This window comes from Streptomyces sp. NPDC059874 (assembly GCF_042731135.1).
GTDB lineage: Bacteria > Actinomycetota > Actinomycetes > Streptomycetales > Streptomycetaceae > Streptomyces.
Map to the genome: position 1 here is coordinate 22,493 of NZ_JBHWJY010000012.1, position 24,283 is coordinate 46,775.

Here is a 24,283-nt window from a genome sequence, read left to right on the forward strand (position 1 = left end):
GTGACGTACCCGCACTACGCCACGGCTCTCCCCGCAGACCCGGGACGGGCCCCGGGCCAGGACGCCGACGCGGTCGTCGCCGCCCTGGGCGGGCTCGGTTCGCCGGTCGACTGCACCGGCCTGCGCAGCCTGTCGCTGGAGGGCCCGCTCGTGCTGTGGCTCGTCGTGTTCGGCGCGTTGGACCTCTTCGCCGTCGATGTCGCGCAGGCCGGGCACTGGCATTTCCTGGGCCGGCTGGAGCCGGGCACCCTGCTGCTGGGCCCGGCCGAGGGACCCGAGCACAGCCTGGTCGGCCGGCCCCTGCAGGGGTGCCGGCTGCGCCGCATCGAGCTGCGGGAGCTGCCCGGCCCGGAGTTCGGCGCCCAGTACGACGCCCCCCTCCAGCAGTGGTGGGCCGACCAAGCGGCGTACGGCGCCCCCGCGGCGCAACCGAGCCCTCTCGACGACGCCTTCGCGCGCGGCATCGGCCGCGGCCTGCGCGTGCTCTACCAGGCACCGCTGGACGGCCGCGCCACCACAAGGCAGAGCGGAGCCGACGACGACATCCTGTGGATGCAGATCCCCCCTGGCGCCGTCCAGTACGGAGCCGCGTACGAGACGGAGGCGGTGGGCACCCTCCTCGTCGACGGGGCGATGTGGCAGGGCATGGTCGACCAGCAGTACCGGCTGCTGTACGCCCTGGACCGCTGGATCGAGCAGCTCGAACGCGCCCACGAGGACCGTACGGCGGCCGGCATCGAGGCCGGTCAGGCCGCCCGTACCCAGGCGGACCGGGTGCTGCTGGCCGCCATCGACCGCTCCGGCGGCCGTGCCCACCGGGGCGCGGACGCCGACGCCACCTTCGCCGTGTGCCGCCTGGTCGCCCACGACGCCCGGATCACGCTGTCCGAACCGGGCGAGACGAGTACCCCTTCCGAGCGGACGGACCCCGTCGAGCGCATCGCGCTCGCCTCTCGGATCCGCACCCGCACGGTCAGGCTCAGCGGGCCCTGGTGGCGGGAGAACAGCGGCCCCCTGGTGGGCCGGCGCGAGAAGGACGGGACGCCGGTCGCCCTGCTGTGGCGGCGTGGCGGCTACGAGGCGGTCGACCCCGCCACCGGCATGCGGCAGCGCATCGGCAGAGCCGACGCGGCCGCCTACGAACCGCGCGCCGTCATGTTCTACCGACCGCTCCCCGACGGGCGCGTCGGCATGCCGGCGCTGATCCGCTTCAGCGTCCGCGGAACCCTCCCCGAACTGCGCAGCATCGTCCTCGGCGGGCTGGTCGCGGTGGCCCTGGGCGCTCTGGTGCCCATGGCCACCGGCCAGGTGCTCGGCCGGTACGTACCCCGCGCGGAGAACGACCTCATCGTCCAGACCGCCCTGGCACTCATCGCGACCGCCGTCGTCTCGGCCGCCTTCATGCTGCTGCAGAACACCTCCATCCTGCGCATGGAGGGCCGCATCGAGGCCACCCTGCAACCTGCGGTGTGGGACCGGCTGCTGCGCCTGCCGACGAAGTTCTTCACCGGCCGCTCCACCGGTGAACTGGCCAGTGCGGCCATGGGCATCAGCGCCATCCGCCGGGTGCTGTCCGGCATCGGATCGGTCTGCGTACAGGCGAGCGCGGTGGGCACGGTGAACCTCGTGCTGCTGCTCGTCTACAGCGTCCCGCTGGCGATGACCGCCCTCGCCATGCTGGCCGTCATCGCGGCGGTCTTCCTCGGCCTGGGGCTGTGGCAGCTGCGGTACCAGCGTCGCCTGATCAAGCTCGGCAACCAGCTCAACAACCAGGCCTTCCAGACCCTGCGCGGGCTGCCCAAGCTGCGCGTCGCAGCGGCTGAGAGCTTCGCCTACGCAGCCTGGGCCAGGGAGTTCGCCCGTACCCGCGAGCTGCAGCAGCGCATCGGCCGTCTGCAGAACGTCATTACGGTGCTGGGCGCGGTCTACCTGCCGCTGTGCACGCTGGTGATGTTCGTGCTGCTGGCCGGCCCGGCCCGTGGCGCCATGTCCGCTGCCGAGTTCCTCACTTTCAGCACCGCCCTGACGATGCTGCTGTCCTCGGTCACGCAGCTGACGGGCGCACTGATCTCGGCCGCCGCGGTGCTGCCGATGTTCGAGCAGGTCAAGCCGATCCTGCGGGAGCTCCCCGAGGTGGCCCGCTCCGGCAAGCGACCGGGCGATCTGACCGGGGTCGTCGAGGCCAAGAACCTGTCCTACCGCTACGGCGAAGACGGCCCCCTGGTCCTGGACGACATCAACTTCCACATCCGGCAGGGCGAGTTCGTCGCGGTGGTCGGGGCCAGCGGCTGCGGCAAGTCGACACTGCTGCGGCTGCTCATCGGATTCGACAAGCCGTCCGAGGGCAGCGTGCTGTACGACGGCCAGGACCTGGCGGCGCTCGATCAGGCGGCCGTGCGCCGCCAGTGCGGCGTCGTCCTGCAGAACGCCCAGCCCTTCACCGGCTCGATCCTCGACTGCATCCGCGGTTCCGGGGTGTTCTCGCTGGAGGAGGCGTGGGAAGCCGCAGCGATGGCGGGGCTGGCCGAGGACATCAAAGCCATGCCGATGGGCATGCACACCATGCTGTCCGACGGCGGCGGCACCATCTCCGGCGGGCAGCGCCAGCGGCTGATGATCGCCCAGGCTCTCATCCGCAAGCCGCGCGTCCTCTTCTTCGACGAGGCCACCAGCGCGCTGGACAACGAAGCCCAGCGCGTGGTGATGGGATCCACCCGCTCCCTGCGCGCCACCCGCATCGTGATCGCGCACCGGCTGTCCACGATCACGGACGCCGACCGGGTCATCGTGATGTCGGACGGCCGGATCGTCCAGCAGGGCCCCCCAGCCGCTCTGCTCGCAGACACGGCAGGTCTCTTCCACGACCTGGTCCGTCGCCAGCTGCGATGACCCGCCGATCGTCGAACCGGTCGGGCCCGGCCGAGGCAACCGAAAAGCACGTGTCACGACTTCTGGAGGACTCATGACCGCCCCGTTCTTGAGGTTCCGGATCGGTTGCCCGAGCAGCGCCTCCGCCCTCCCGTCTCCCGAGGACCCGGTACCCGTCCCGGCCGTGGACACCGCAGAGACCGCAGAGAACGCAGAGCCGAAGCCCGTCGAAGCCCCTTTGTCGGATCACGAGGCAGACCTCATCAGGGCGTCCCTGTCGGTGGTCGAGCCGCTGGCGGGGGAGATGACGGTCTACTTCTACGCCATCCTGTTCGCCCGCCATCCAGCGGTCCGTCCGATGTTCCCGCCGGGGATGGACGCCCAGCGCGGTCGCCTCCTGCGTGCGCTGTTGCGCATCGTGGACCTGGTCGACGACCCCGAAAGCCTGGTCCGTTTCTGCGGACACCTCGGCCGGGACCACCGGAAGTTCGGCACCCTCGCCGCGCACTTCCCCGCCGTGGGCGAATGCCTCCTCGCGTCTCTGGCCCGCTACGCCGGCCCCGCGTGGACCGAGGACATCGCCGCCGCCTGGACGAAGGCGTACGGCGCGGTCGCCCAGGTCATGATCGGCGCGGCCGAGGAGGACGAAGCGGTACGGCCCGCCGTGTGGCCCGCCACGATCGTGCACCAGGTCCCGCGCGGACACGGCATCGCCGAGATCACCGTACGTCCCCACCTGCCCTACGAGTACGCCGCCGGACAGTACGTGAGCGTCGAGACCCCGTGGTGGCCCAAGCAGTGGCGCTACTACTCGGCCGCCAACGCACCCCGTGAGGACGGCACGCTCACCTTCCACGTGCGCGCGGTGTCCGGCGGCTCGGTCAGCGACGCGCTGGTGCACCGGGCGACAGTGGGCGACGTGATCCGGCTGGGGGCCCCGATGGGCGACATGGTGCTGGACGCGGCCGTCCACCGCGAACTGCTCCTCGTCGCCGGCGGCACCGGTCTCGCCCCGATCCGCGCACTCGTCGAAGAGGTCGCCCGGAGAGGGGGACGCCATCAAGTGGACCTGTTCCTCGGCGCCCGCACCGGCGCGGAGCTGTACGGGGTCGACGACATGCTCCGGATGGCTCAGCGGCACCACTGGCTGACCATCAGGGGCGCGGTCTCCCACGAGTACATCCCCGGAATCCGGGGATCCCTGCCGCAGGTCCTGGCCGAGTACGGGCCGTGGTACCAGCACGACGTCTTCCTCAGCGGCCCGGTCGAGATGGTCGTCTCCGCCGGCGAGACGCTCACGCGGGGTGGCACCCTGCCCGAACGCATCCATCACGATCCGTTCGAAACTCCCGTCCTGTTCACCCGATGAGCCGCTCCCTCCCGCTCCGCCCTGCCAGGAGAACCCTCGTGACCTCGCCTCCGCCGTCTTTCGGATCAGCAGGTGAACACCATCTGCAGCAGCACCTGGGCACCGCCGACCGTGCCGCCCGGTTCTACGATCAACAGGTACGTTCCTGCCTCACACCCGCGATGCGCGAGTTCATCGGGCGCCAGGCAATGGTCTTCCTGGCCACCGCCGACTCCCACGGGGAGTGCGACGCCAGCTTCCGGGCCGGCCCGCCCGGATTCGTCCACGTGATCGACGACCGGACTCTCGCCTACCCCGAATTCCGCGGGAACGGCGTACTCGCCAGCGCCGGCAACATCACCGAGAACCCCCACCTCGGCATGCTCTTCGTGGACTTCACGCACCATCACGTGGGGCTTCACGTCAACGGCGTGGCCCATGTCTACCGCGACGGGGAACTACGCCACATCCACCCCGGCCTGCCCGCGGACATCGCGCCCGGGCGCAGTCCCGAGATATGGGTCCGTCTCACCGTCGAGGAGGCCTACATCCACTGTTCCAAGTTCATACCGCACCTGGAACCAGCCCAACGTCCCGACCGCCACGACGCATCCCGCCCCAAGGACCCGGACTACTTCACCGGGCCCCAGCCCCGGCCCCGGCCTCAGTCGGCAGCCACTGGGCGCGGGCCCTGGTGAGGCCTGGCCTGCGCACCCGGGTGCGCAGGCGTTGCCATCGGAGGCCCTGTCGGTGGTGCTGGATATGGTGCGCGCCATGGACAGGGATCAGTTGGTCGGGGAGCTCACGGGTTCGTGGGATGCGACGCGTGAGGTGCGGGACGCGTTGGTGGAGCGTGGTGTTGAGGTTGTGGGGCCGGTGCTTGAGGTGCTCTGCGATGAGCGGTCGCCGGTGCAGTGGACGGTCCCTTCGGACGTGCTGTGCCGCATCGGGCAGCCCGCACTTCGGCCTCTGGCCGAGGCCATCGCGTCATCGGATTCGCCTGAGGTCGTGCGCAGGGCCGGCTACTCGTTCGGCCGGCTTCAGATGGACGATCCGGCGGTCTACCTTCCCTTCCTCACCCACCCGCATCCGAGGGTCCGCGCCGATGCGCTCTTCGCTTTCCAGCGCCTGGGCGAGGCCGCGCAGGCTTTCGCGGACCGGCTGATGCCCTTGCTGGGCGATGCGGATACGGAGGTCAGGCAGCGGGCCGTCTGGGCATTCGAGGCGATCGGCGTCACGGCGGTTCCGGCGTTGCGGCGCCTTCGACGGTCGCCTGCTCCGGGTCGGCGGCTTCGGAGCGGTGTCCTGGAAGCGCTCGCGGCCATTGGGGGGGCCGGCTGCCCTGGACGAGCTCGACCGGGACGCGGTGCGCCGGCTGACCCGGATCAAGCAGCTCGACGAGGTGCCGGAGGGTATGCATCTGTGCGGTTCCTGGTACGCGGTGCCCACAACCGACCAGGGCGCGGTCCTGGAGGCCTTCGACCTGGGCGTGGGGGAGCCGGTCACCGTGCGGACGGGCGCCGCCGCCTGGAACCACGATCACCACAACCGGAGCGGCCTCGGTCATGACGGGTGCGCCCGGGTGTTCGTCAGCCCCGTGCTCGACGGCTTCACGCTCGTGTTCGGCGGTTCCTCCCAGGACACGCACCGCATCGAGGACGCCGGCGACAACGGCCTCGACGAGGCAATGGAACGTGTGGTGCGCGAGAAATGTACGGAACTGAGCCGCCGGTTCGGGGCCGCGCAGTGGTACGGGATGAGTTGCGGGGACGGCTGGACTGCCTGGTGCATCGCCGAGAACGGTGAGGTGGTCCGCTTCTACGACGCGTTCGACGCGGAAGAGTCCGGCGACGACGGACCCGGACACCCGGCGGAAGCCGGCTACTTGCTCCCGCACGAGCACGGCTTCCCGGACGACGCCTTCGACGGGGTGAACCCTTCGGACTCCGAGGCGTTCAGGGCCCGGTATGACCGGGTGAAGGAAGAGCTCGACATCCCCGACACCTGCTACGCCGTCGACATAGCCGAGCGGCTGTCAGTCGACCCTGGATCGATGGGAGCCACCACATCCGTCAGCGGCCATGGCCTCCTTGCCCTGACGGCGTGCGGCCGAGTACACGGACACCCCGCTGGTGCGCTTCCTGTCTGACAGTGCCGTTCGCCAGGCGGTCAGCTGCTACTCGTTCGTGTTGGAGAAGCTCACCCTCACCGCGACCACGGCACCCGAGGCGTCCATGTCGGCGAACACGGGGAAGTAGCCGTCGCCCCGGCTGGTCATCGCGCAGAGCAATCGGGCGTTGCCGATGTCCACGGTTCCGGCCTCGACTTCAGAGGCGCGAACCTGTCGCATGATCTGCCAGTGATGGGAATGGGGGCGGAAGTCGACCATCATGCGCCGCCCGGTCTCCTCTTTCCAGATCTGCAGTGCGCGAGCCTTCTCCCAGGCCTCTGCCACGGCCAGCCCGGTCCACCCGCGGACACGGGCCTCGCCGGGTTCGCCCAATTCCGGTGCCGAAAACCTCGCGGCGGCTTCCTCTGCGGCGGCGCCCCAGAACGCGACGTCGGCCAGGCCGTCCACCGGCTCGTCGTGCTGCCAGGCGTTCAGGGCGTCGGCATCGCCGAAGAGCACGCGGGCCCAGTCGACGCCGATGTCACCCAGGCGCACGGACTTCTCCGCTTTGGTTCCGCGCATCCGAACCGCCATCTCGGACCAGAGCGGGCCAAGGCCGTCGCCGTAGTCGACCCGTGTAGCCAGCACCGGCAGATGGCGATCGGTGGGTACGCCTCCCACCGCGACGACGGGGGCCCCGAACATCAGGAAACAGCCGCCGCCTTCAGCGGCAGTGCGGCGCGCCCGTTGGGCATGTGGTTCGCGGTGCGGCAACGCCGCCAGACGGGCGTCCAACCCGGTGGCCCGGCAGTGCTCTTCGAACATCGTCTCAAGCCGAGCTGCCCGTGAGGCGGGGATGTCGTGGAGCATGGCACCTGGCTGCCGGCCGAAGGTACGGGCCGCCGCCGAGGCGTCTGGGCCGACCACGGCGAAGTCGACCGAGTTGAGTACTTCGGCAGCCATCGCCGGATCGTCGACACCGAGCAGAGCAGGATCGATCTCCGCCGGCGACCGCTCTCCGCTCCACACCCCCAGGTGGCCGCCGTCAACGACGACCAGGGTGCCCGAGGGGCAGCTGATCTCTCCGAGCATGACGATCTCTTCCATGGCGCGCGAGTCTACGGCGGTCCCTCGGTCCGGCAACGGACAGGACCGGGTCGAGAAACCCGCGGTAGCCCATCTCCCCGGCAAGTGACGCAGATCACATCGCTTTGCGGAATCTTGCGGTCCGCTTTAGCTCAACTTGGCGCGGTTATGCGCGTTCCCTCCCTCGTTATGTTCGGTTTCGCACCACACGAGTGGTGTGAAGGTAACGGTAGAACCGAGGAATCATGACGATTCACATACCTGCGCCGGAGGAGCGCGGACGGCCTTGGTCCGGAGCGAGTCTGCGCTACGTGGCAGGCGGCGTCGCCTTGGCTTTGGCTGTGACGCTCTTCGACGGCACGAGCTCCGCATTGGCGGCGCCCCACAGGCCCGTGGCCGCCGAGAAGCCCGCTGTCACCCAGGCTGCCGACGTGGCTTCGGCCGCCGTGGCGGCCCGCCTGTCGGGCAAGCCCGTAGAGGCCCTGTCCGAGCGCACGGAGACCGCCACGACGTGGGTGAACAAGGACGGTTCGCTCACCACGGAACTGGCCGCCGGCCCCATCCGCTTCCAGGACGCGACGACCGGCGGCTGGCGTGACGTCGATGTCGAACTGGCCGCCCTGCCCGACGGCGCCGTCGCGTCGAAAGCCCACCCGCGAGGCCTGAAGCTGTCGGGCAAGTCGGGCACCAAGGCCGACTCGCTCCGGGCCGCCCAGTCCGCCCCGGCCGCCGACCTGGTGACGCTGGGCCAGGGCGATGAGCAGATCACGCTGCAGTGGCGTGGCGGCCTGCCGGCCCCGCAGCTGGACGGCACGCGCGCCACGTACGCCGATGCCGTGCCCGGTGCGGATGTCGTGGTTGAGGCGACCCGTACCGGTTTCGAGCAGTTCGTCGAGGTCAAAGCCAAGCCAGAGGCGGGCTTCTCGTACACGCTGCCGCTGAAGACCAAGGGGTTGAAGGTCGAGCAGCAGGCGGACGGCAGCTTGCTCTTCACGGACAAGAAGTCCAAGCAGAGCGCCACGATGCCGGCCCCGGTGATGTGGGACGCGACGGTCGACCCGGTCTCGGGTGAGCACACCCGACGGGCCAAGGTGGCCATGAAGGCCGTGAAGACCGGGCAGGGCGTGGATCTGGTCATCACACCGGATGCGGGCTTCCTGGCCGACGCGCAGACGAAGTACCCCGTCACGGTGGACCCCTCGACCTCGTCGCTGGGCAACCTCTTCGACACGTACGTCCAGCAGGGCGAGACGGTCGACTGGTCGGCCGACACCGAGCTGGACCTCGGCAATCCGGGTACGAAGAACGCCGACGGCACCTTCCGCACGGCGCGTTCCTTCATCACGTGGAACACGGCTCCGGTCGCGGACGCGCTGATCTCCAGTGCCACCCTGTCGCTGTGGAACTTCCACTCGGGCAACACCGACTGCACCGCGCAGCCGTGGGAGGTGTGGACGGCGAACAACGCCTCGACCTCCTCGCGGTGGACGAACCAGCCGGCGATGGTGACCAAGATGGCCACCTCCACGGAGACCAAGGGCAACTCCGCGTGCACCGCTGACGGGTGGATCAACGCGAACGTCACCGGCCTGGTGCAGCACTGGGCGAACAACAAGTGGTCCTACTCGGGCATGGGCCTGCGCGCCACCTCGGAGACCACGTCGCTGCAGTGGAAGCGGGTCAACTCCGCCAACGCCGCATCCAACGTTCCCAAGCTGACCGTCACCTACAACTACCGGCCGCGCACCGGCACCAAGCAGCAGGCGGGTGCCCCGTTCTTCTCCTACGGCGGTGCCTACGTCGTCAACAGCGTCACGCCGACGCTGCGCGACACGTTCGTCGACGCCAACGGCGACAAGGTCCAGGGCGCGTTCCAGATCTTCGACAACGCCACCAATGCCCAGGTCGGCGACGTCCTGCGCTCGGCATTCGTCCCCTCGGGCCAGGTCGCCTCGGTGACCGTCCCGGCCGGGGTCCTCACGAACGGAAAGACGTACCGGTTCCGTACGTCTCCGTACGACGGCACGCACTACAACCTGGGCTGGTCGGCCGAGAAGACCTTCACGGTCGACACCTCCGCCCCCTCCGCCCCCACCGGCATCACCTCGACGGACTACCCGTCCAACGCCTGGGTCAAGGGCGCCGGCCAGCCCGGCACGTTCAACGTCACCCCGCCCGCCACCGACCACAACTGGCTCGAGTGGTCCCTCGACGGCGTCACCTGGACCAAGGTCGCCACCGGCGGCGCCGGCGGCGTCAAGGCCATCTCCGTCACCCCGCCCAAGGACGGCACCCATACCCTCCAGGTGAGGGCCGTGGACAAGGCCGACAACAAGTCCGAGCCGATCCAGTACACCCTCCACGCCGGGCCCGGCGGCTTCGTCCAGCCCAGTGAGGGCGAGCGGACCGCGCGGCGCCTCACCCTTGCCGCGGAGGCCGACGGCACCAAGTACGACAAGGTGTCCTTCTCCTGGCGCCGCTCGGAGGCCGACGCCTGGGTGACCATCCCGGCCGGCCACGTGACGTCCGGCGGGACCCCGCTGACCGCATGGCCCGTCGGTATGACCGACGGCAAGAACAGCGCACTGGTCTGGAACGTCACCGACACCGTCGATCCCGACGGCAGCGTCCAGATCAAGGCCGACTTCACCGGGCCCGGCGGCACCGGTGCGACCCAGCCCCTGACCGTGGTCGTCGACCGCAACGCCTCCGGTGCAGCGGCCGACGAGGTGGGCCCGGGTTCGGTGAACCTGCTCACCGGTGACTACACGCTCTCGTCCACCGATGCGTCCGCGTTCGGCCTGTCGGTCTCCCGGACCGCGTCCTCCCGTACGCCCGACAAGGGCGCCAATCAGCAGGGCCAGGCGCCCATCTTCGGCAAGGAGTGGGTCTCCGGCACCGTGGCGGAAGCCCTCTCCTCCGACTACTCCCACGTCCGCCGCACCTCCGACACGGCGGTCGCGGTCGTCGACTCCGAGGGCGACGAGGTGTTCTTCACCGCGAACGCGGCGAAGAACGGGTGGATCCCCGAGCCCGGCGCGGAAGGACTCACCCTCACCGGCAGTGTCACCGGGTCATTCACCCTGAGCGACACGGAAGGCACGGTCACCGAGTTCACCAAGCCCGACCCTGCCGTGGAGACGTGGCAGGTCTCGTCCGCTCTGCTGGACGGTCTGGCCGGCTCCACCACCACGGTGGTGTCCGAGACCGTGACCGTGGGCACCACGAAGCTGGCCCGCCCCAAGCGGATCATCGCGCCCACCTCCGCCGCGAGCGCCGCCACCTGCACCGCGACCCCCTCGACCAAGGGCTGTCGGGCGCTGGAGTTCGCCTACGCGTCGACCACCACCGCCACGGATCTCGTGTTCGGTGACTTCGCCGGGCAGGTGAAGGAAGTCCGCCTGTGGTCCACCGATCCCGGTGCCGCCACCGCCACGTCCAAGGTCGTGACCTCGTACGCGTACGACAAGGACGGCCGCCTGCGCCAGTCGTCGAACCCGCAGATCACCCCTGCTCTGTCCACCCAGTACGGCTACGACGCCGCAGGGCGGGTCACAAGCGTGACCCCGGCCGGTGAACTGCCCTGGTCCTTCACCTACGGCAAGGCCGGCAATGCCGCCACCGCCGGTGACGGCATGCTGCTCAAGGCATCGCGCTCCGGCCTCAAGCAGGGCACGACGGACGTCGAGGAGGGCACCGCCACCACCTCGGTCGCCTACGACGTCCCGCTGGCCGGTACCAACGCCCCGTACGCGATGGGCGCGGCCGATGTGAGGGCGTGGGGTCAGACCGACGCGCCCACCGATGCGGCAGCGGTGTTCCCCGCCGATTCCGTACCCGCCTCGCACGATGGGGCGGCGTTGACCGCCTCCTCCTACGCGCGCGCCGACGTCACCTACATGGGTGTCTCGGGACGCACGGTCAACGCGGCCACCCCCGGCGGGCACATCTCCACCACGGAGTACGACCGGTTCGGCAACTCCGTGCGTGAGCTGTCGGCCGCCAACCGGGCCGTCGCCCTCGGGCTGAGCGCCGACGACCGGGCCACGCAGGCCGATCTCGGCATCGCCTCCCTGCCCACGGCCGAGCGCGCGGGCCTCCTGGCCACCACCTCGGTCTACGACGCGGCAGGCGCCCGAGAGCTGGAGGAGTTCGGCCCGCTGCGCCGGATCGACCTCACCGCCGACCTGAAGTCGGGCACCACCACCCTGGTCCCGGCAGGAACCTCTGTGACGGCCCGTAGCTGGACGGTCAACGAGTACGACGCGGGTCGCCCCACCGACGGCACCGCGAAGGTCAGGGACCAGATCACCAAGGTCACCGCCGGGGCGCAGGTGCGCGAGCACCCGACGGTCCACGGCGAGACACGGGCGAGCCAGACCGTGTTCGACTGGGCCAAGGGCCTGCCCACCCAGACGATCAAGGACCCGGGCGGCCTCGCGATCACCGAGACCACCGAGTACGACTCCCAGGGCCGCGTGATCAAGCAGATCAAGCCCGGTGCCACCGGCACCGACGCGGGCACCCGAGTCACCACGTACTGGTCCGCTACAGGAACCGGCACCTGCCAGGGCCGCCCGGAGTGGGCCGACGAGGTCTGTTCCACGGGCCCGGCCGGCGCCATCACCGGCGGCGGCTCCAACCCAGCGCAGCTGCCGACCAGCACCACCGAGTACAACTGGTGGGGCAGCCCCGCGAAGATCACCGAGACGGCGAACGGCGTCACCCGTACCACGACGACCACCTTCGACGGCGCGGGGCGGCCCACGGCGGTCGCCATCAGCGGTGGAGTCGGTCAGCCGGTCCCACAGTCCACCACCGAGTACGACCCGGCCACCGGCCGGGCGATCAAGTCGGTCTCGCCGACCGGTGGCACGATCACCAAGGCGTACGACAAGCTCGGCCGCCAAATCTCCTACACCGACGCCGACGGCGGCACGACCACGACCGAGTACGACCTGCTCGGCCGCGTGGTCAAGACCGGCGACAACGTCCCGTCATCGGTCACCTACACCTACGACCACACCATCGAACCGCGCGGCCTGGCCACGAAGCTCACCGACTCCATCGCCGGTGCCTTCCAAGCCACGTACGACGCGGACGGCTCGGTCAGGAGTGAGAAGCTGCCCGGCGGCTACACCCTCAGCACCATCGAGGACACCACCGGCAGCCCGCTCAAGCGCACCTACACGCGCGACAGCGACGGCACCATCGTCTATTCGGACACAGTCGACGAGTCCATCCACGGCCAGGTCACGACCCACGCCGGCTGGTCCGACCAGAACTACGGTTACGACGCCACCGGCCGCCTCACATCGGTCGAGGACAGCGCGGACACGATCTGCACCAAGCGGACCTACACCTTCGACAACCGCACCAACCGCAAGACTCTCGCCTCCGCCGCCGGTTCGGCCGGGGCGGACTGCCCGACCACCGGAGGTACCACCACCAGCCACACCTACGACTCCGCCGACCGCCTCGTCGACACCGGCTACGTCTACGATGCGCTGGGCCGCACCACCGCCGTGCCGGGCAGCACCTTCGGCTACTACACCAACGATCTGGTGTACCAGCAGACCGCGAACGGCCTGCGCCAGACCTGGCAGCTGGACGCCGCTCAGCGTTTCCGCTCGTGGAAGACCGAGAGCGGCGGCGGCAGCACCTGGACCCAGACGGGATCCAAGCTCAACCACTACGACAGCGACGGCGACAATCCGCGCTGGATCGTCGAGGACACCGCCTCCGGGACGCTGACCCGCAACGTGGAGTCCGCGAGCGGCGACCTTGCCGCCCTCACCGGCAAGACCGGTGACACCGTCCTCCAGCTCACCACGATCCACGGCGACATCGCGCTCCAGCTGCCGCTGGACACGTCGCAGGCGCCCGTGGCCCTCGACAGCGACGAGTACGGCAACCCGCGCACCGGCCAGGCGGCCACCCGGTACAACTGGCTCGGCGCCAAGCAGCGGTCCACCGAGACCCTCACCGGTCTCACCCTCATGGGCGTGCGGCTCTACAACCCGACGAGCGGCCGCTTCCTTTCGATCGACCCCGTCTACGGCGGCGGCGACAACCTGTACGGATATCCGGGCGACCCCGTCAACCAGTACGACCTGGACGGCAAGGCCTGGTACCACAGCGTCGGCCGCTGGGCGTGGCGCAACAAATGGGACATCGCCCTCACGGCGGTAAGCTTCGTCCCGGGCGTCGGCGCCCTCGCGTGGGGCTACCGCGCCTATCGAGTGGTCCGGGCCTTCAACGCGGGCAGAAACTCCATCCGGGCCACGCGAGCGACGAGTTGGCTCGCCGGCAAGTCGCACGTGGGCTGGCGCGGGGTCACCCGCGCACGTACCCGCAACGGCAAGGCGCGCTGGTACAACAAGGGCAACAACCACTGGCGCTCCGCCGCGTGGAAGAGGAACCAGGGCGGATACGTGTCCAACCTCGAGCGTTACCAGAGGGGACACCACCTGCACCGCAACCTGCACATCAAGCACAGGAAGCCCAGGAGGTGGGCACCGTGGTGGTAACACCGGAGGAGAGCAGGATCGGCAGGGCGACCCGGGGGCCGCTGGCCGGCTGTGTCGTACTGCTGGAGCCCTACAGCGAAGGGGCCTGGCTTCTCTACTGGGTCGACCCGCGCATTGCCGAACCAGACCGGGAACTCGGCAAGGACGTCGGAGACCGGCTGATCCCCACACCGGAGGATCTTCCCGCCGTGCTCGATGAAGAGCTGGCCGTCGTCTGGTCGGACGAGCGGGAAGCGGAAAGCCTGCGCCGAGAGTTCTTCTCCCACGAGGAGCCCATTTCGGACTCGCTGCTGCACCGCCTGTTCGGGCGCGGCCGCAAGACCGGAAAGTAGTACCGAGTCCCCCCTGGGTCTGGATTCCTGGAATCCAGACCCAGGGGTCTTTTCGTCTACGACGCCCGCGGCAGGGGGCGGTGACGAGGATGTGGTCACCCACCGCCCGATCGCTCCCGCCGGGCTCCTTTCCTCACTGTGTGTCAGGCCTTCCGGCGGGCCGTCTTGTAGAGCTCGACGGTCAGCGCCGCGACCTCCTCCTGCGAGGCGCCCTTGCCGCCGGTCATCGGCTGCGCCAAGTCGACGACGTTGGCGCCACCGAGGGTGGAGTAGTCGGACCAGGCGCAGACCGGGAACTGGAAGTCCGCGGCACCGCTCTTCGGAGCCCCGTCACCCTTGCCACGGGTGACCTTCACGTCCTGGCACTTCATCAGAGCACCCTCGAAGCCGGCGGGCTTCACGGTCCTGGCGCTTCCGATCCGTTGCATCTCGAGCCCTCGCGACTTCCCGTCGCCCTTGAGGCCCTTCTTGACGACGTTGGCGAAGTAGTTGTCGAGTGCCATGGCGGGGTCGGCGATCTGGCCGTAGAGGCCATCGAAGCTCAGCCGCCTGCCGCCGACCTTCGCCGGGTCGCCGAGGTCAGTGCTGTCCGCATTGTAAATTCCGGACACCGCCCGGGCGTTGTTCACCCCGAGGCCCTCGGCGTCCTTCTTCTGCTCGGAGTTCAGCTCGCCGGGCGCGCTGCCGGACCCGACTTCTTGTAGACGTCGACCGATTCCGGGGCGACGAGCCGGTAGCCCTTGGTGCTGTCAGAGATTCCGCTGTTGCTCACGCTGTCACCGCCGCCGCCGCCGCCACCGCCGCCGCCGCCGCCCGCGCCGGCGCCGAGCCCGAAGTACGCGCCGCCCGCGATCACCGCGAGTGCGACGATCACTCCGATGGTGATCAGGCCCGTCTTGTTCTTCGGAGCCGGCTTCGGGGGCGGGAAGACATCCGGGGCGCCTCCGTACGAGGGCTGCCGACTGTAAGGGTTCACTTGCCGGGGCTCGCCCTGCGGCTGCCGGCCGTACGGTCCGGGCTGGTTGTGGCTCATGCGCGCTGTCCCCTGCGCGTACGGGTCCACAGTCGGTGGTGTGCAACTTCCAGCGGGAGCGCTGCCGCGCCGAGGGAGGCGAGGTGTAGGGGCGTCATGGGGAACCCTTCGTCGAGGAGGCTTGCGGCGCGGTGTCCTGCCGCGAGCCGGACATCCCGATGTTGGAGTCCGGAACCGCCCGGCCAACAGGCCAAGCGACCGGCCACTGGTGGCCGGGCGTCGATGGCCCGGCGTCCGTGCCGGTACCGAGGCCAACCGCCGTCATGTTCCCGCGGTCACGGGGCGCCGGCCGAAGGGGACGACCGGCGCCCGAGTACCTCACTCAGACCGGTTGCCCCGCGCGCGGAGGGCCGCCTCCAGCCGGGCGATGTCCTCGGCGTCCTTGGTCCGTCGAGGCCGGGAGGGATCCCAGACGGGCATCATCTGTTTGATCTCGATCTGGGCCTGCGGACTGGCGATCGCACATTGCAGACCACCGATACGGCCCGGCCCGGCATCGAGCATTCCCTTGGGCCAGGGCGCACCGGCCCATGGGCCCCCGGCGACCACCACACGGCCGGCCGCATCCCGGTCCAGAAGCGTAAAGCTGCTCTCCAGCCCGTCCTTGGAGAAATCGAGCTGCAGGTCGGGCGGCGGTCCCGGGACGGGTTGATGGCCGTTCAGCAGCAAGCCTTCCGCCAGGGTCCCGGCATCGTCCGCCCAGGCGAACCAGTCGATGTCCTCATGGTCTCGAGTGATCTCGCCAAGGAAGAAATCCATGGCCCATCCACCGCGAAGCCACACCGAAACCCCACGAGCTCCGGCAACCTGCACGGCCTCAGCGATCAGGCGGAGCTGTTGATCAGCACGTCCCATGTCCACAGCCGGGCAGGTTACGCGGCAACGTCTGGCCCAGCACGTCATTTGTCTCCCACAGGGCGGGCTCCCGGTCCGATGTACGGGACGGACCGCGGTTGCGTCGCGGGGTGCTGCGCTGACGGTGGCTGTCGCCGGATCCGACGGGCAAGCCGTTGCACTTCGCGTCCCACTCGGCCGGGGGGCCTACGCGGCATGATCCTTTCGGATGGTCATACCCGTGATCTTCACGGTCAAGAGAGCCCCAGGAAGGAGGCGACACCGTTGAGCGGACGATCAACAGACTCAAAGGGCGGTCATCGTCCCCGGCCGATTGGGCGAACCACGATCCACCCCGGCCATTCCCCCACCCGGCGCGGGCATCCATCGGTGAAACGAAAGGAAGACACGATGCCGCTCTATCTATCGAGGTTCAGCTACACGCCGGAGACTTGGGCAAGGCTGATCGGCCACCCCGAGGACCGCGCAAAGGCCGCTCAGGCGTACATCGAATCCGTCGGCGGAAAGCTCCACGGCTTCTGGTACGCCTTCGGCACGCACGACGGCTACAACCTCTGGGAGGCTCCGGACAACGTGTCCATGGCCGCGGTTGCGCTGGCGATCAGCGGAGGTGGCGCGCTCAGCTCGTTCGAGACCACCGTTCTCCTGAGCGTCGACGAAACGCTGGCTGCCCTGCGCAGGGCGGAGCAAATCCAGTATCGGCCTCCTGGCGCGTAGCGGCCCGCGAGCAGGGCCTGCCGCCTCGGTTGGCCCGTGCCGGGGCGACGACATCCACGACACCCCCGAACTGACCCCACTGACCAAGCACCTCACGTGCGCCTTCAATCTCCATCCCGCAACGTCCTGCAGACGCACCTCGTGACCTGCGGAGATGCCGCTCGTTCGGACGTGTCGCGCGATTCTTACCGGCTGGCCGCAAGGGGGTATTGTCGTCCGGTCACGGACGGCAATCGGAACGTCTGTTCAACCCAGGGGAACCAACATGACTGATCTGAACTCGCTGCGGGCAAGCCTTGCGTCAGGTGAGCACGAGTTCGCCGACACCTTGGCCTTCGTCGCCGCGCATTACGAGTATCAGCCGCAGGCGTTCCGCAACGGGGAACTGGAAAATGCCGCAGGTGAGAACGAGGGTTCCTGCAAGACGCTGGGCCTGGCCCTGCTCGAAGGGCTGAGCGACGAAGAGGCGCTGTTGGCTTTCGGTGAGCACTATCGCAGTGTGCTGGCGACGCCGAACGACACTGATCACGCCAACATTCGCAACCTCATGGCCCATGGCCTGGAGGGCGTGAGCTTCGCAGGGCAACCGTTGGCCCGCAAGAGCTGAACGGCGAAACCCGGGCGAGCACCCAAGGTCACGAGCACCACCCGGCCCTGTAGCCCCCGTAGGGTCGCCCGTATGTGGGAAGAACCGGACGCGGTCGGCTGGGCGTCGCTGAAGCACAACTACGGTCCGCCTCCGACGTTCCGGGGCTGCTGCGCCGATACGCCGGACCGGATCCGGCGGACGCCGGGACGGCCGCGAACGAGCTGCACAACCTGCTGTTCCATCAGGGCGGTTGGATATGTTCGGCGGCCCCTGCCGCCCTGCCCTTCCTGTTGCGCCTGGCCGCCGATCCGCGGGTGCCGGCCCGCCACGACGCGCTGACCTTGGTGACCGACCTCGCGGTGGAAGCCGTGCAGGTGGAGGAACGATTCCTGGATCCGGGCTGGCCGGCGGCGCGGGAGCGGGCCCTGCCCGAGGCCCTGGTCCTGCTGGACGACCCCGAGCCACCACCGGCGCGCCGCGGCCCTCCTGTGTTGCGGCGTCGGCAGGCCGAGTCGGACCCGGCCACCCGCCTCGACCTGGTCAGGTGGGGGAGCGGAAGTCACGCCCCTCACGGTCCCGCACGAGCGCGGCGAGCACGGCCGCCGCGAGCGCGGCGACGGTGGCGGTGAACACGGTCCCGGCTGTGGTCAGGCCGTACGCCTCCACCAGGACACCGACGCCGACGGCGGGCGCGGCGAGCATCGCGTACAGGATCACGAAGAAGGCAGAGAACGCCTCGCCGCGCCGTTCGGGGGCAACCGATGTGGCGATGAGCGTGACACCGTCCCGGACGGCGACGCCGGTGGCCAGCCCAGTGAGCACAGAGGCGGCGATCAGGGGCACGAGGAGCTTTCCGAGCAAGGCGGTGGCGATGAGCGCCGCCGCCACGACCAGCCCGCAGCACGCCACCGGGAGCGCGGCACGCGCACCGAGGCCGCTCACCAGGAGCTGGCCGGCTCCGGTACCCAGGAACGCGAACGCCACCACCACCCCCGCGACGGCAAGGTTGCGCACCCGGACCTCGGCGAGGAAGAGACCGCTCACCGAGGCGAACACCCCGAGGACGGCGAAGCCGGAGCCCGAGACCAGCGCGGAACGCAGAAAGGCGCCCCGGACGGCGGCGGGGACACGCAGCCGCTGGACACCCAGGGACCCCCGGCCGGTGGGCACGACGGTCTCCGGGACGGCGACGAGACCGATCAGCGCGACCACGGCGAGGGCGCCCTGGACGCCCCACAGGATCCGCAGCGGCGCCGGCGCGTACTGGGCCGTCACGCCGCTGAGCACGGTGCCGCAGGCGAGCCCACCCATGTTCGCGGCGAGGGCGAGGATCCCCGCCCCGGCCCGGCGCGCCGCGGGGGCGAGCTCGGTGAGTCCCGCAGTGGCCGCTGCCGTGATCAAAGCCGCGGACAGCCCCGACAGGACACGGCCCACCAGGAGCGCCGTCAGGCCCTCGGCGAGGAGGAACATCACGGCGGCGGCGACGGACATCAGCAGCGCCGCGGCCTGCACCGGGCGTCGGCCGATCTGGTCGGACAGCCTGCCCAGGACGAGGAGTCCACCGACGACGCCGCACGCGTAGACCGCGAACACGACGGTGGCCGCGAACGAGGAGAACCCGAACGTGCGCTCGTACAGCGGATAGAGCGGGGTCGGCACGGTGGTACCGACCATCGTGATCCAGAAGGCGTACGCGACGGCCGCGGTGGCCAGGCGTCTTCGGCGGTCCGAAAGCCGGACGGCCCGGGCACCGGCGTCGATGGAGGTCATCGCCGTCCATTGTCGTCGTACGGCCTCGTACGGCCTCGCACGATCGGGGCGCGTTCCCGGCACGACTCCAGAGAGATTCACCTGTCCGGACCAACGCGGCTGCCCGCGGGGAGCGGCGGCTCCACCGCGCCGCGCACGGGCCGGCACAGGGCCCAGGGCCGCTCCGCGTGCCGACTCCCGGGAGGCGGCGCCGCTGTCGCCGGAACCAGGATCGAGGGTGCGCACCCGGCGCCGCGCACGGACGCCGGTGCACCTTCCGCCGTACGGGAACCGGCGAACCCCAGGCAGCCACACGACACGACCCTTGCACCCCACCACGGACCGAGAGGACACATCCATGGCGGCTTTCTCCCTGACCCGGGCCGAACGAGCGCTACTGCCATCGGCCGACGACGTCCGCTTCTATCAGGAGCACGGCTGGTACCTCTCCGGGCAGCTGCTCTCCGACGACGAACTCGCCGAGGTCGACCAAGCCAACGAACGCTTCTACGCAGGCCACCGGGACCGCACACTGCCGAAGAAGCCGCCCCCGGAGGAGTACTGGGAACCCCAGCACGGGGACGTGCTCCGCCACAACGACGCCATCTGCTACGAGAACCTCACGGCGCGGCGCATCCTGTGCAAGCCCCTCGTCGCCGCGGTGGCCGCCCGTCTGATGGGCACCGACCAGGTACGGCTGTGGACCAGCACGCTCATACGCAAGCCGCCGCAGCCGGACGAGCCGACCAATGTCGTGCCCTGGCACACCGACCGCCACCACTGGCAGATGTGCACGTCCGACCGTCTGCTCACCGCTTTCATCCCACTGCACGCATGCGACGAGAGCTTCGGCACCCTTACCGTGATCGACGGCAGCCACCGGTGGGAGGAACTCCCTCTCCCGGACAGCAGCACCCTCCACTTCGCCCAGCGCGACGCCGGCGAACTGGACGGCCTGCTCCACGCGACCGCCCGCCACAACGGCACCCGCGTAAAGGCCATCCCGGTCGCCATCGGCAAGGGTCAGATCAGCTTCCACCACTGCCGCACGTACCACGGCAGCGGGCCCAACGTCAGCGGCGCACCCCGCCGGGTGGTCACCGTCCGCTTCCAGGACCGGCACAACCGATGGCGCCCCTACCCCTTGGGCGACGGCCGTCTGGCCACGCACAACATGAACGAGCTGGTCGGCCGCACGGCCGAGGGCCATCCCGACTACGCGGACCCGGAGTTCTGCCCGGTGCTCTACGAGGACCGGCCCTGACGCCGCCACGATCAGTCCCGTGCGTTGCCCGTGCGGCCCTGAGCCGGACGGGCAACGCACGGGCAAGGCACGGGCAACCATTCAACGACGACCGACCACGAAACGGGGACGCACCGTGGCGCTGTTCGACCTTCCCGCCGAAGAACTGAAGACCTACCGGCCCGATCGCGACGAACCAGAGGACTTCGACCGGTTCTGGGCCGACACACTGGCAGCCGCAGCGACGGCACCCGTCGACGCCACCTTCACGCCGCACGCGACCGCCCTCCGGCTCGTCGAGGTCTACGACGCCTCCTTCACCGGCTGGGGCGGCCAGCGAGTCGCCGCCTGGCTGCTCCTGCCGGCGAACACCCCAGGCCCCCTGCCATGCGTCGTCGAGTACGTGGGCTACAACGCAGGCCGCGGACTACCCCACGAATGGTTGCTGTGGGCCACCGCCGGATACGCCCACTTCGTGATGGACAACCGGGGCCAAGGGTCCGGGTGGCGCACGGGGGACACCCCCGACAACGGCGCAGGCGGCGAACCCTCCCACCCCGGATTCATGACACAGGGCGTCCTCGACCCCGAGGACTACTACTACCGCCGCCTGTACACCGACGCCGTCCGAGCCGTCACCGCGGCCCGCAGCGCCCCGCGGGTCGACCCCTCCAGAGTGATCGTGGCCGGGAGCAGCCAGGGCGGGGGACTGGCCCTCGTCGCCGGCGCCCTCGTCCCCGATGTCGCGGCCGTGATGGCGGACGTACCGTTCCTGTGCCACTTCAGCCGCGGCGCCGAGGTCACCGACGAAGCCCCGTTCCGCGAGATCGCCGCCTACTGCCGTGCCCACCGCGACAAAGTGGACCGGGTGTTTCGGACCCTGGCCTACTTCGACTGCGTCAACTTCGCGGCACGCTCCAGGGCACCGGGCCTGTTTTCGGTTGCCCTCATGGACCAGATCACCCCACCCTCCACCGTGTACGCCGCCCACAACCACTACACCGGGCACAAGGAGATCCATGTCTATCCCTACAACGCGCACGAGGGAGGAGGCCCCCACCACCAGGCAACCCAGCTCGCCTTCCTCGGGAAGGTGCTGGATGCCTGAGGCGTCCGGTGGGATCGGCTCGATGGCGTTGTGGAACAGGCCCTCGAAGCGGTGGCCGCGTCAGGGTGCCGTCGTGCACCCGGCGAGTCGGTGGACGCGGAGCAAGGCGCGCGCGGCGCTGCGGAGCGCGGTGCCGCCGGGGCCGCATGGCAGCAGTTCACGGGGGAGGGTCTGTGCCCCCGAGGCCGAGGTAGAGCAGCGGCACTGCCGCGATGACGCTTGACGAGGTCCCCGCCGTCGTGACTGCACTCCGAGGCGGATATCAAAGGCCGCCATCAGGCGCGCAGGCCGGCCTGCCTGAGCGCCGCCCGGGACAGGTCTTCGATGACGTGCTCGTCTCCCCGGCGCCAGGCATCGGCGAGGCCCCCTGGCGGAACGGAGACCGCGGCGAGGTGACCAATGGGCCCGGTCAGGGCACGCAGGGCAAGCAGATCGGCGCCGCCGGGAGAGTCGAGAAGGCCCCGGATCAAAGCACTGCGCCGGATCCAGCGCACGCGTGGAGGAAGCCAGAGTGCCAGCACCAGCGCCACCGAGGTGACGATCAGGGCGAACGCGGTGAGGTCGGCCGCACGGCCAACCACGTCCTGCACGGACTGCCCGGCATCGGAGAGCCCGTTGCCGGCTTCGGCGGCGGACTGGAGCGGCTTCTTGAGGATGCCCCCGACCAGCGGAACGTTCGAGGCCGCATCCCCCGCATCGCCGAGGCCGGAGGCAAGACTGCCGCCCGCGTCCTCCACCTTCCGTCCCGGCTCGGCCAGCACCATGATCCCGTCGTGGACGGCCAGCGCGAACCACACTGCGGCCGCCACCAGGACCACGGCGATGAGATCAGCGAGAATCTGCCGGCAACGACGTGCTCGAGTCTGGGCGTAAAGGCGCATCTGCGTGCTCCTGTTGCGGCGACATCAAAGGACAAGACCGGTCTGCGGCGGGGTGAGGCGGACAGCTGTGACAGCAAGCCACGGCACACCACCCGACCGTACGCTGCACCTGCCCAGTCCAGGCGACTTCACCTGGCGATGGCACTGGCACTTTCACACCTGACGGGGACCGCACCACCGCGACCTGCGGCACACCGGTTTCCAGATGGCCGGATCCCGGCGGCGCCGGCAGGTCCACCCGGCTCCTCGGGGCAGAGGCTGCTGTTCGGATCGCGGCGGCGGGGCCGGTGGGTGCGGGACGCGGTCGGCCCATGGGGACGTCACAGGACTTCAGGCCGGCCGGGTCGAGGCCTTGGTCAAGGAGATACGAGGCGGCACCCCGGACGGGGAGGGCCTGGCACGGCCGGCCGCCGAACAGTACGGGGTCGATCCACCCGTCGAGTGCCAAGTGCGCCCCGTGGCCGCCGGGGTATCGGCAGGCGCGATCGGGGACGCCCTTGCACTGGTGGGGAAGGCCGACCGGCTCGTCGGCCGGGCGATGGAGAGGTTCTCCGACTTCGAGCAGACCGCCGGCGTCGAGGTGGCTTACCCCGGCGACCTGCGGGAGATCCAGGGAGCTTTTCTGAACGGTGGGGACCCGGTGAACTTCAGCGGACCGTGGAGGAGTTGTGGCGGGACCCGGCGCGGCGGATGCTCGCCCCCGGCGGATTCGCCGTCAGCGCTCTGACGGTCCTCCTCAGCCTGCACCTGCCCGGCCGCATGCGCTGAGGGGGACCCTCCGAGCCCCTCCGAGCCCCTCTGAGTCAGCCGGCGGCGAGGAGCGTGAGCGTGTCGATCACGCGGTTCGAGAAACCCCACTCATTGTCGTACCAGGCGACCACCTTGACGTGGCGGCCGTCGACGCGGGTCAGCTCCGAATCGAAGATCGACGAGGCGGGGTTGCCCGTGATGTCGGAGGAGACGAGCGGGTCTTCGGAGTATTCCAGCACCCCGGCCAGCGGTCCTTGCGCCGCAGTGCGGTAGGCCTCCAGCACCTCCTCGCGCGTCACGTCGCGCGCGACGGTGGTGTTGAGCTCGACGATCGAGCCCACCGGGACCGGCACGCGGATCGAGTCGCCCGACAGCTTGCCCGCGAGGTTCGGCAGCACGAGGCCGATCGCCTTGGCGGCGCCCGTCGAGGTCGGCACGATGTTGACGGCCGCGGCGCGGGCGCGCCTGGCGTCGCGGTGCGGGCCGTCCTGCAGGTTCTGCTCCTGCGTATAGGCGTGCACCGTGGTCATGAAGCCGTGCTCGATGCCCGCGAGGTCGTCGAGTACGGAGGCCAGCGGGGCCAGCGCGTTGGTCGTGCACGAGGCGTTCGAGACGATCGTGTGCGCGGCCGGGTCGTACGCGTCGGTGTTGACCCCGTACGCGAGTGTGACATCGGCGCCGTCGGACGGCGCGCTCACGAGCACCTTCCGCGCGCCCGCCTTGATGTGGCCGTGCGCGGCCTCGGCCGAAGTGAAGCGGCCGGTCGCCTCCAGCACGATGTCGACGCCGAGCTCGGCCCACGGCAGCTGACCGGGTTCGCGCTCGGCCAGCACCGTGATGCGGCGGCCGTCGACGATGAGGGCGTTCCCGTCGACGGTCACCGGGCGACCGAGCCGGCCGGCCGTGGTGTCGTAGGCGAGCAGCCGCGCGAGGGTGGCGGGCTCGGTGAGGTCGTTGACGGCTACGACTTCGAGGTCGCTGTCGCGTTCGAGCAGCGCGCGCAGCACGTTGCGTCCGATGCGGCCGAATCCGTTGATGGCGATGCGAGTCATGAGCGATGTCCCTTTCGTTCGCCATCAGGTTC

At 69.9% G+C, this 24,283-nt stretch carries 18 protein-coding genes and 1 pseudogene; 12 read left to right on the plus strand and 7 right to left on the minus strand.

Annotated features, from left to right (window positions below; all coding sequences use genetic code 11):
* From ACFV9H_RS09665 to ACFV9H_RS09685, 5 genes and pseudogenes are all read left to right on the plus strand, one after another.
* On the plus strand, window positions 1-2,889 hold the full coding sequence (locus tag ACFV9H_RS09665; protein WP_385395711.1) for an NHLP bacteriocin export ABC transporter permease/ATPase subunit: 2,889 nt from the start codon (window positions 1-3) through the stop codon (window positions 2,887-2,889).
* Between the two features lie 73 nt (window positions 2,890-2,962).
* Window positions 2,963-4,237, plus strand: a complete 1,275-nt coding sequence (locus ACFV9H_RS09670; RefSeq protein ID WP_385395714.1) for a globin domain-containing protein — start codon at window positions 2,963-2,965, stop codon at window positions 4,235-4,237.
* A gap of 38 nt (window positions 4,238-4,275) precedes the next feature.
* Window positions 4,276-4,914 (plus strand): pyridoxamine 5'-phosphate oxidase family protein, encoded by a 639-nt coding sequence (locus ACFV9H_RS09675; RefSeq protein WP_385395716.1) that lies wholly within the window; start codon window positions 4,276-4,278, stop codon window positions 4,912-4,914.
* Window positions 4,915-5,260: 346 nt separating this feature from the next.
* A pseudogene (locus tag ACFV9H_RS09680) lies at window positions 5,261-5,476 on the plus strand (HEAT repeat domain-containing protein); the annotation flags it as partial.
* A 40-nt stretch (window positions 5,477-5,516) separates the two neighbouring features.
* The gene (locus tag ACFV9H_RS09685; RefSeq protein WP_385395961.1) at window positions 5,517-6,365 is read left to right on the plus strand and encodes a hypothetical protein; all 849 of its coding nucleotides are present in this window, start codon (window positions 5,517-5,519) and stop codon (window positions 6,363-6,365) included.
* A gap of 27 nt (window positions 6,366-6,392) precedes the next feature.
* Here the strand turns inward: ACFV9H_RS09685 and ACFV9H_RS09690 are convergent, their stop codons facing one another.
* Window positions 6,393-7,433: a hypothetical protein gene (locus ACFV9H_RS09690; RefSeq protein ID WP_385395718.1), complete on the minus strand. Its 1,041-nt coding sequence runs from the start codon at window positions 7,431-7,433 to the stop codon at window positions 6,393-6,395.
* Window positions 7,434-7,657: 224 nt separating this feature from the next.
* Between ACFV9H_RS09690 and ACFV9H_RS09695 the strand changes: the two genes are divergently transcribed.
* Together ACFV9H_RS09695 and ACFV9H_RS09700 are read left to right on the plus strand one after the other, a co-directional pair.
* On the plus strand, window positions 7,658-13,942 hold the full coding sequence (locus ACFV9H_RS09695) for a DNRLRE domain-containing protein (RefSeq protein ID WP_385395720.1): 6,285 nt from the start codon (window positions 7,658-7,660) through the stop codon (window positions 13,940-13,942).
* Window positions 13,933-14,274, plus strand: coding sequence for a hypothetical protein (locus ACFV9H_RS09700; RefSeq protein ID WP_385395723.1), 342 nt, complete (start codon window positions 13,933-13,935; stop codon window positions 14,272-14,274). Before ACFV9H_RS09695 ends, ACFV9H_RS09700 begins: the two co-directional genes overlap by 10 nt.
* 143 nt (window positions 14,275-14,417) lie before the next feature.
* On the opposite strand, the gene ACFV9H_RS09705 is transcribed toward ACFV9H_RS09700, so the two are convergent.
* The 3 genes from ACFV9H_RS09705 to ACFV9H_RS09715 form a co-directional block, all read right to left on the minus strand.
* Window positions 14,418-14,903, minus strand: coding sequence for a hypothetical protein (locus ACFV9H_RS09705; protein WP_385395726.1), 486 nt, complete (start codon window positions 14,901-14,903; stop codon window positions 14,418-14,420).
* 35 nt (window positions 14,904-14,938) lie between these two features.
* Window positions 14,939-15,307, minus strand: a complete 369-nt coding sequence (locus tag ACFV9H_RS09710; protein WP_385395728.1) for a hypothetical protein — start codon at window positions 15,305-15,307, stop codon at window positions 14,939-14,941.
* A 318-nt stretch (window positions 15,308-15,625) separates the two neighbouring features.
* Entirely contained in the window at window positions 15,626-16,210 is a 585-nt protein-coding gene (locus ACFV9H_RS09715; protein WP_385395730.1) for a nucleotidyltransferase domain-containing protein, read from the minus strand.
* A gap of 342 nt (window positions 16,211-16,552) precedes the next feature.
* Between ACFV9H_RS09715 and ACFV9H_RS09720 the strand changes: the two genes are divergently transcribed.
* Together ACFV9H_RS09720 and ACFV9H_RS09725 are read left to right on the plus strand one after the other, a co-directional pair.
* Window positions 16,553-16,879, plus strand: a complete 327-nt coding sequence (locus ACFV9H_RS09720) for a GYD domain-containing protein (RefSeq protein ID WP_385395732.1) — start codon at window positions 16,553-16,555, stop codon at window positions 16,877-16,879.
* A gap of 265 nt (window positions 16,880-17,144) precedes the next feature.
* Window positions 17,145-17,486: a HopJ type III effector protein gene (locus tag ACFV9H_RS09725; RefSeq protein ID WP_385395734.1), complete on the plus strand. Its 342-nt coding sequence runs from the start codon at window positions 17,145-17,147 to the stop codon at window positions 17,484-17,486.
* Window positions 17,487-18,008: 522 nt separating this feature from the next.
* Here ACFV9H_RS09725 and ACFV9H_RS09730 read toward each other — a convergent pair.
* Window positions 18,009-19,238, minus strand: coding sequence for an MFS transporter (locus ACFV9H_RS09730; protein ID WP_385395736.1), 1,230 nt, complete (start codon window positions 19,236-19,238; stop codon window positions 18,009-18,011).
* Between the two features lie 337 nt (window positions 19,239-19,575).
* On the opposite strand from ACFV9H_RS09730, the gene ACFV9H_RS09735 reads away from it, so the two are divergent.
* Together ACFV9H_RS09735 and ACFV9H_RS09740 are read left to right on the plus strand one after the other, a co-directional pair.
* On the plus strand, window positions 19,576-20,481 hold the full coding sequence (locus tag ACFV9H_RS09735) for a phytanoyl-CoA dioxygenase family protein (RefSeq protein WP_385395739.1): 906 nt from the start codon (window positions 19,576-19,578) through the stop codon (window positions 20,479-20,481).
* 115 nt (window positions 20,482-20,596) lie between these two features.
* Window positions 20,597-21,568, plus strand: coding sequence for an acetylxylan esterase (locus ACFV9H_RS09740; protein WP_385395741.1), 972 nt, complete (start codon window positions 20,597-20,599; stop codon window positions 21,566-21,568).
* Window positions 21,569-21,843: 275 nt separating this feature from the next.
* On the opposite strand, the gene ACFV9H_RS09745 is transcribed toward ACFV9H_RS09740, so the two are convergent.
* Window positions 21,844-22,449 (minus strand): hypothetical protein, encoded by a 606-nt coding sequence (locus ACFV9H_RS09745; protein WP_385395744.1) that lies wholly within the window; start codon window positions 22,447-22,449, stop codon window positions 21,844-21,846.
* A gap of 352 nt (window positions 22,450-22,801) precedes the next feature.
* Between ACFV9H_RS09745 and ACFV9H_RS09750 the strand changes: the two genes are divergently transcribed.
* Window positions 22,802-23,176 carry a hypothetical protein gene (locus tag ACFV9H_RS09750; protein ID WP_385395747.1) on the plus strand — a complete coding sequence of 125 codons (375 nt, stop codon included), beginning with the start codon at window positions 22,802-22,804 and terminating at the stop codon, window positions 23,174-23,176.
* Window positions 23,177-23,252: 76 nt separating this feature from the next.
* Here the strand turns inward: ACFV9H_RS09750 and gap are convergent, their stop codons facing one another.
* Window positions 23,253-24,251: a type I glyceraldehyde-3-phosphate dehydrogenase gene (gap, locus tag ACFV9H_RS09755; protein ID WP_385395749.1), complete on the minus strand. Its 999-nt coding sequence runs from the start codon at window positions 24,249-24,251 to the stop codon at window positions 23,253-23,255.
* Between the last annotated feature and the right edge of the window lie 32 nt (window positions 24,252-24,283).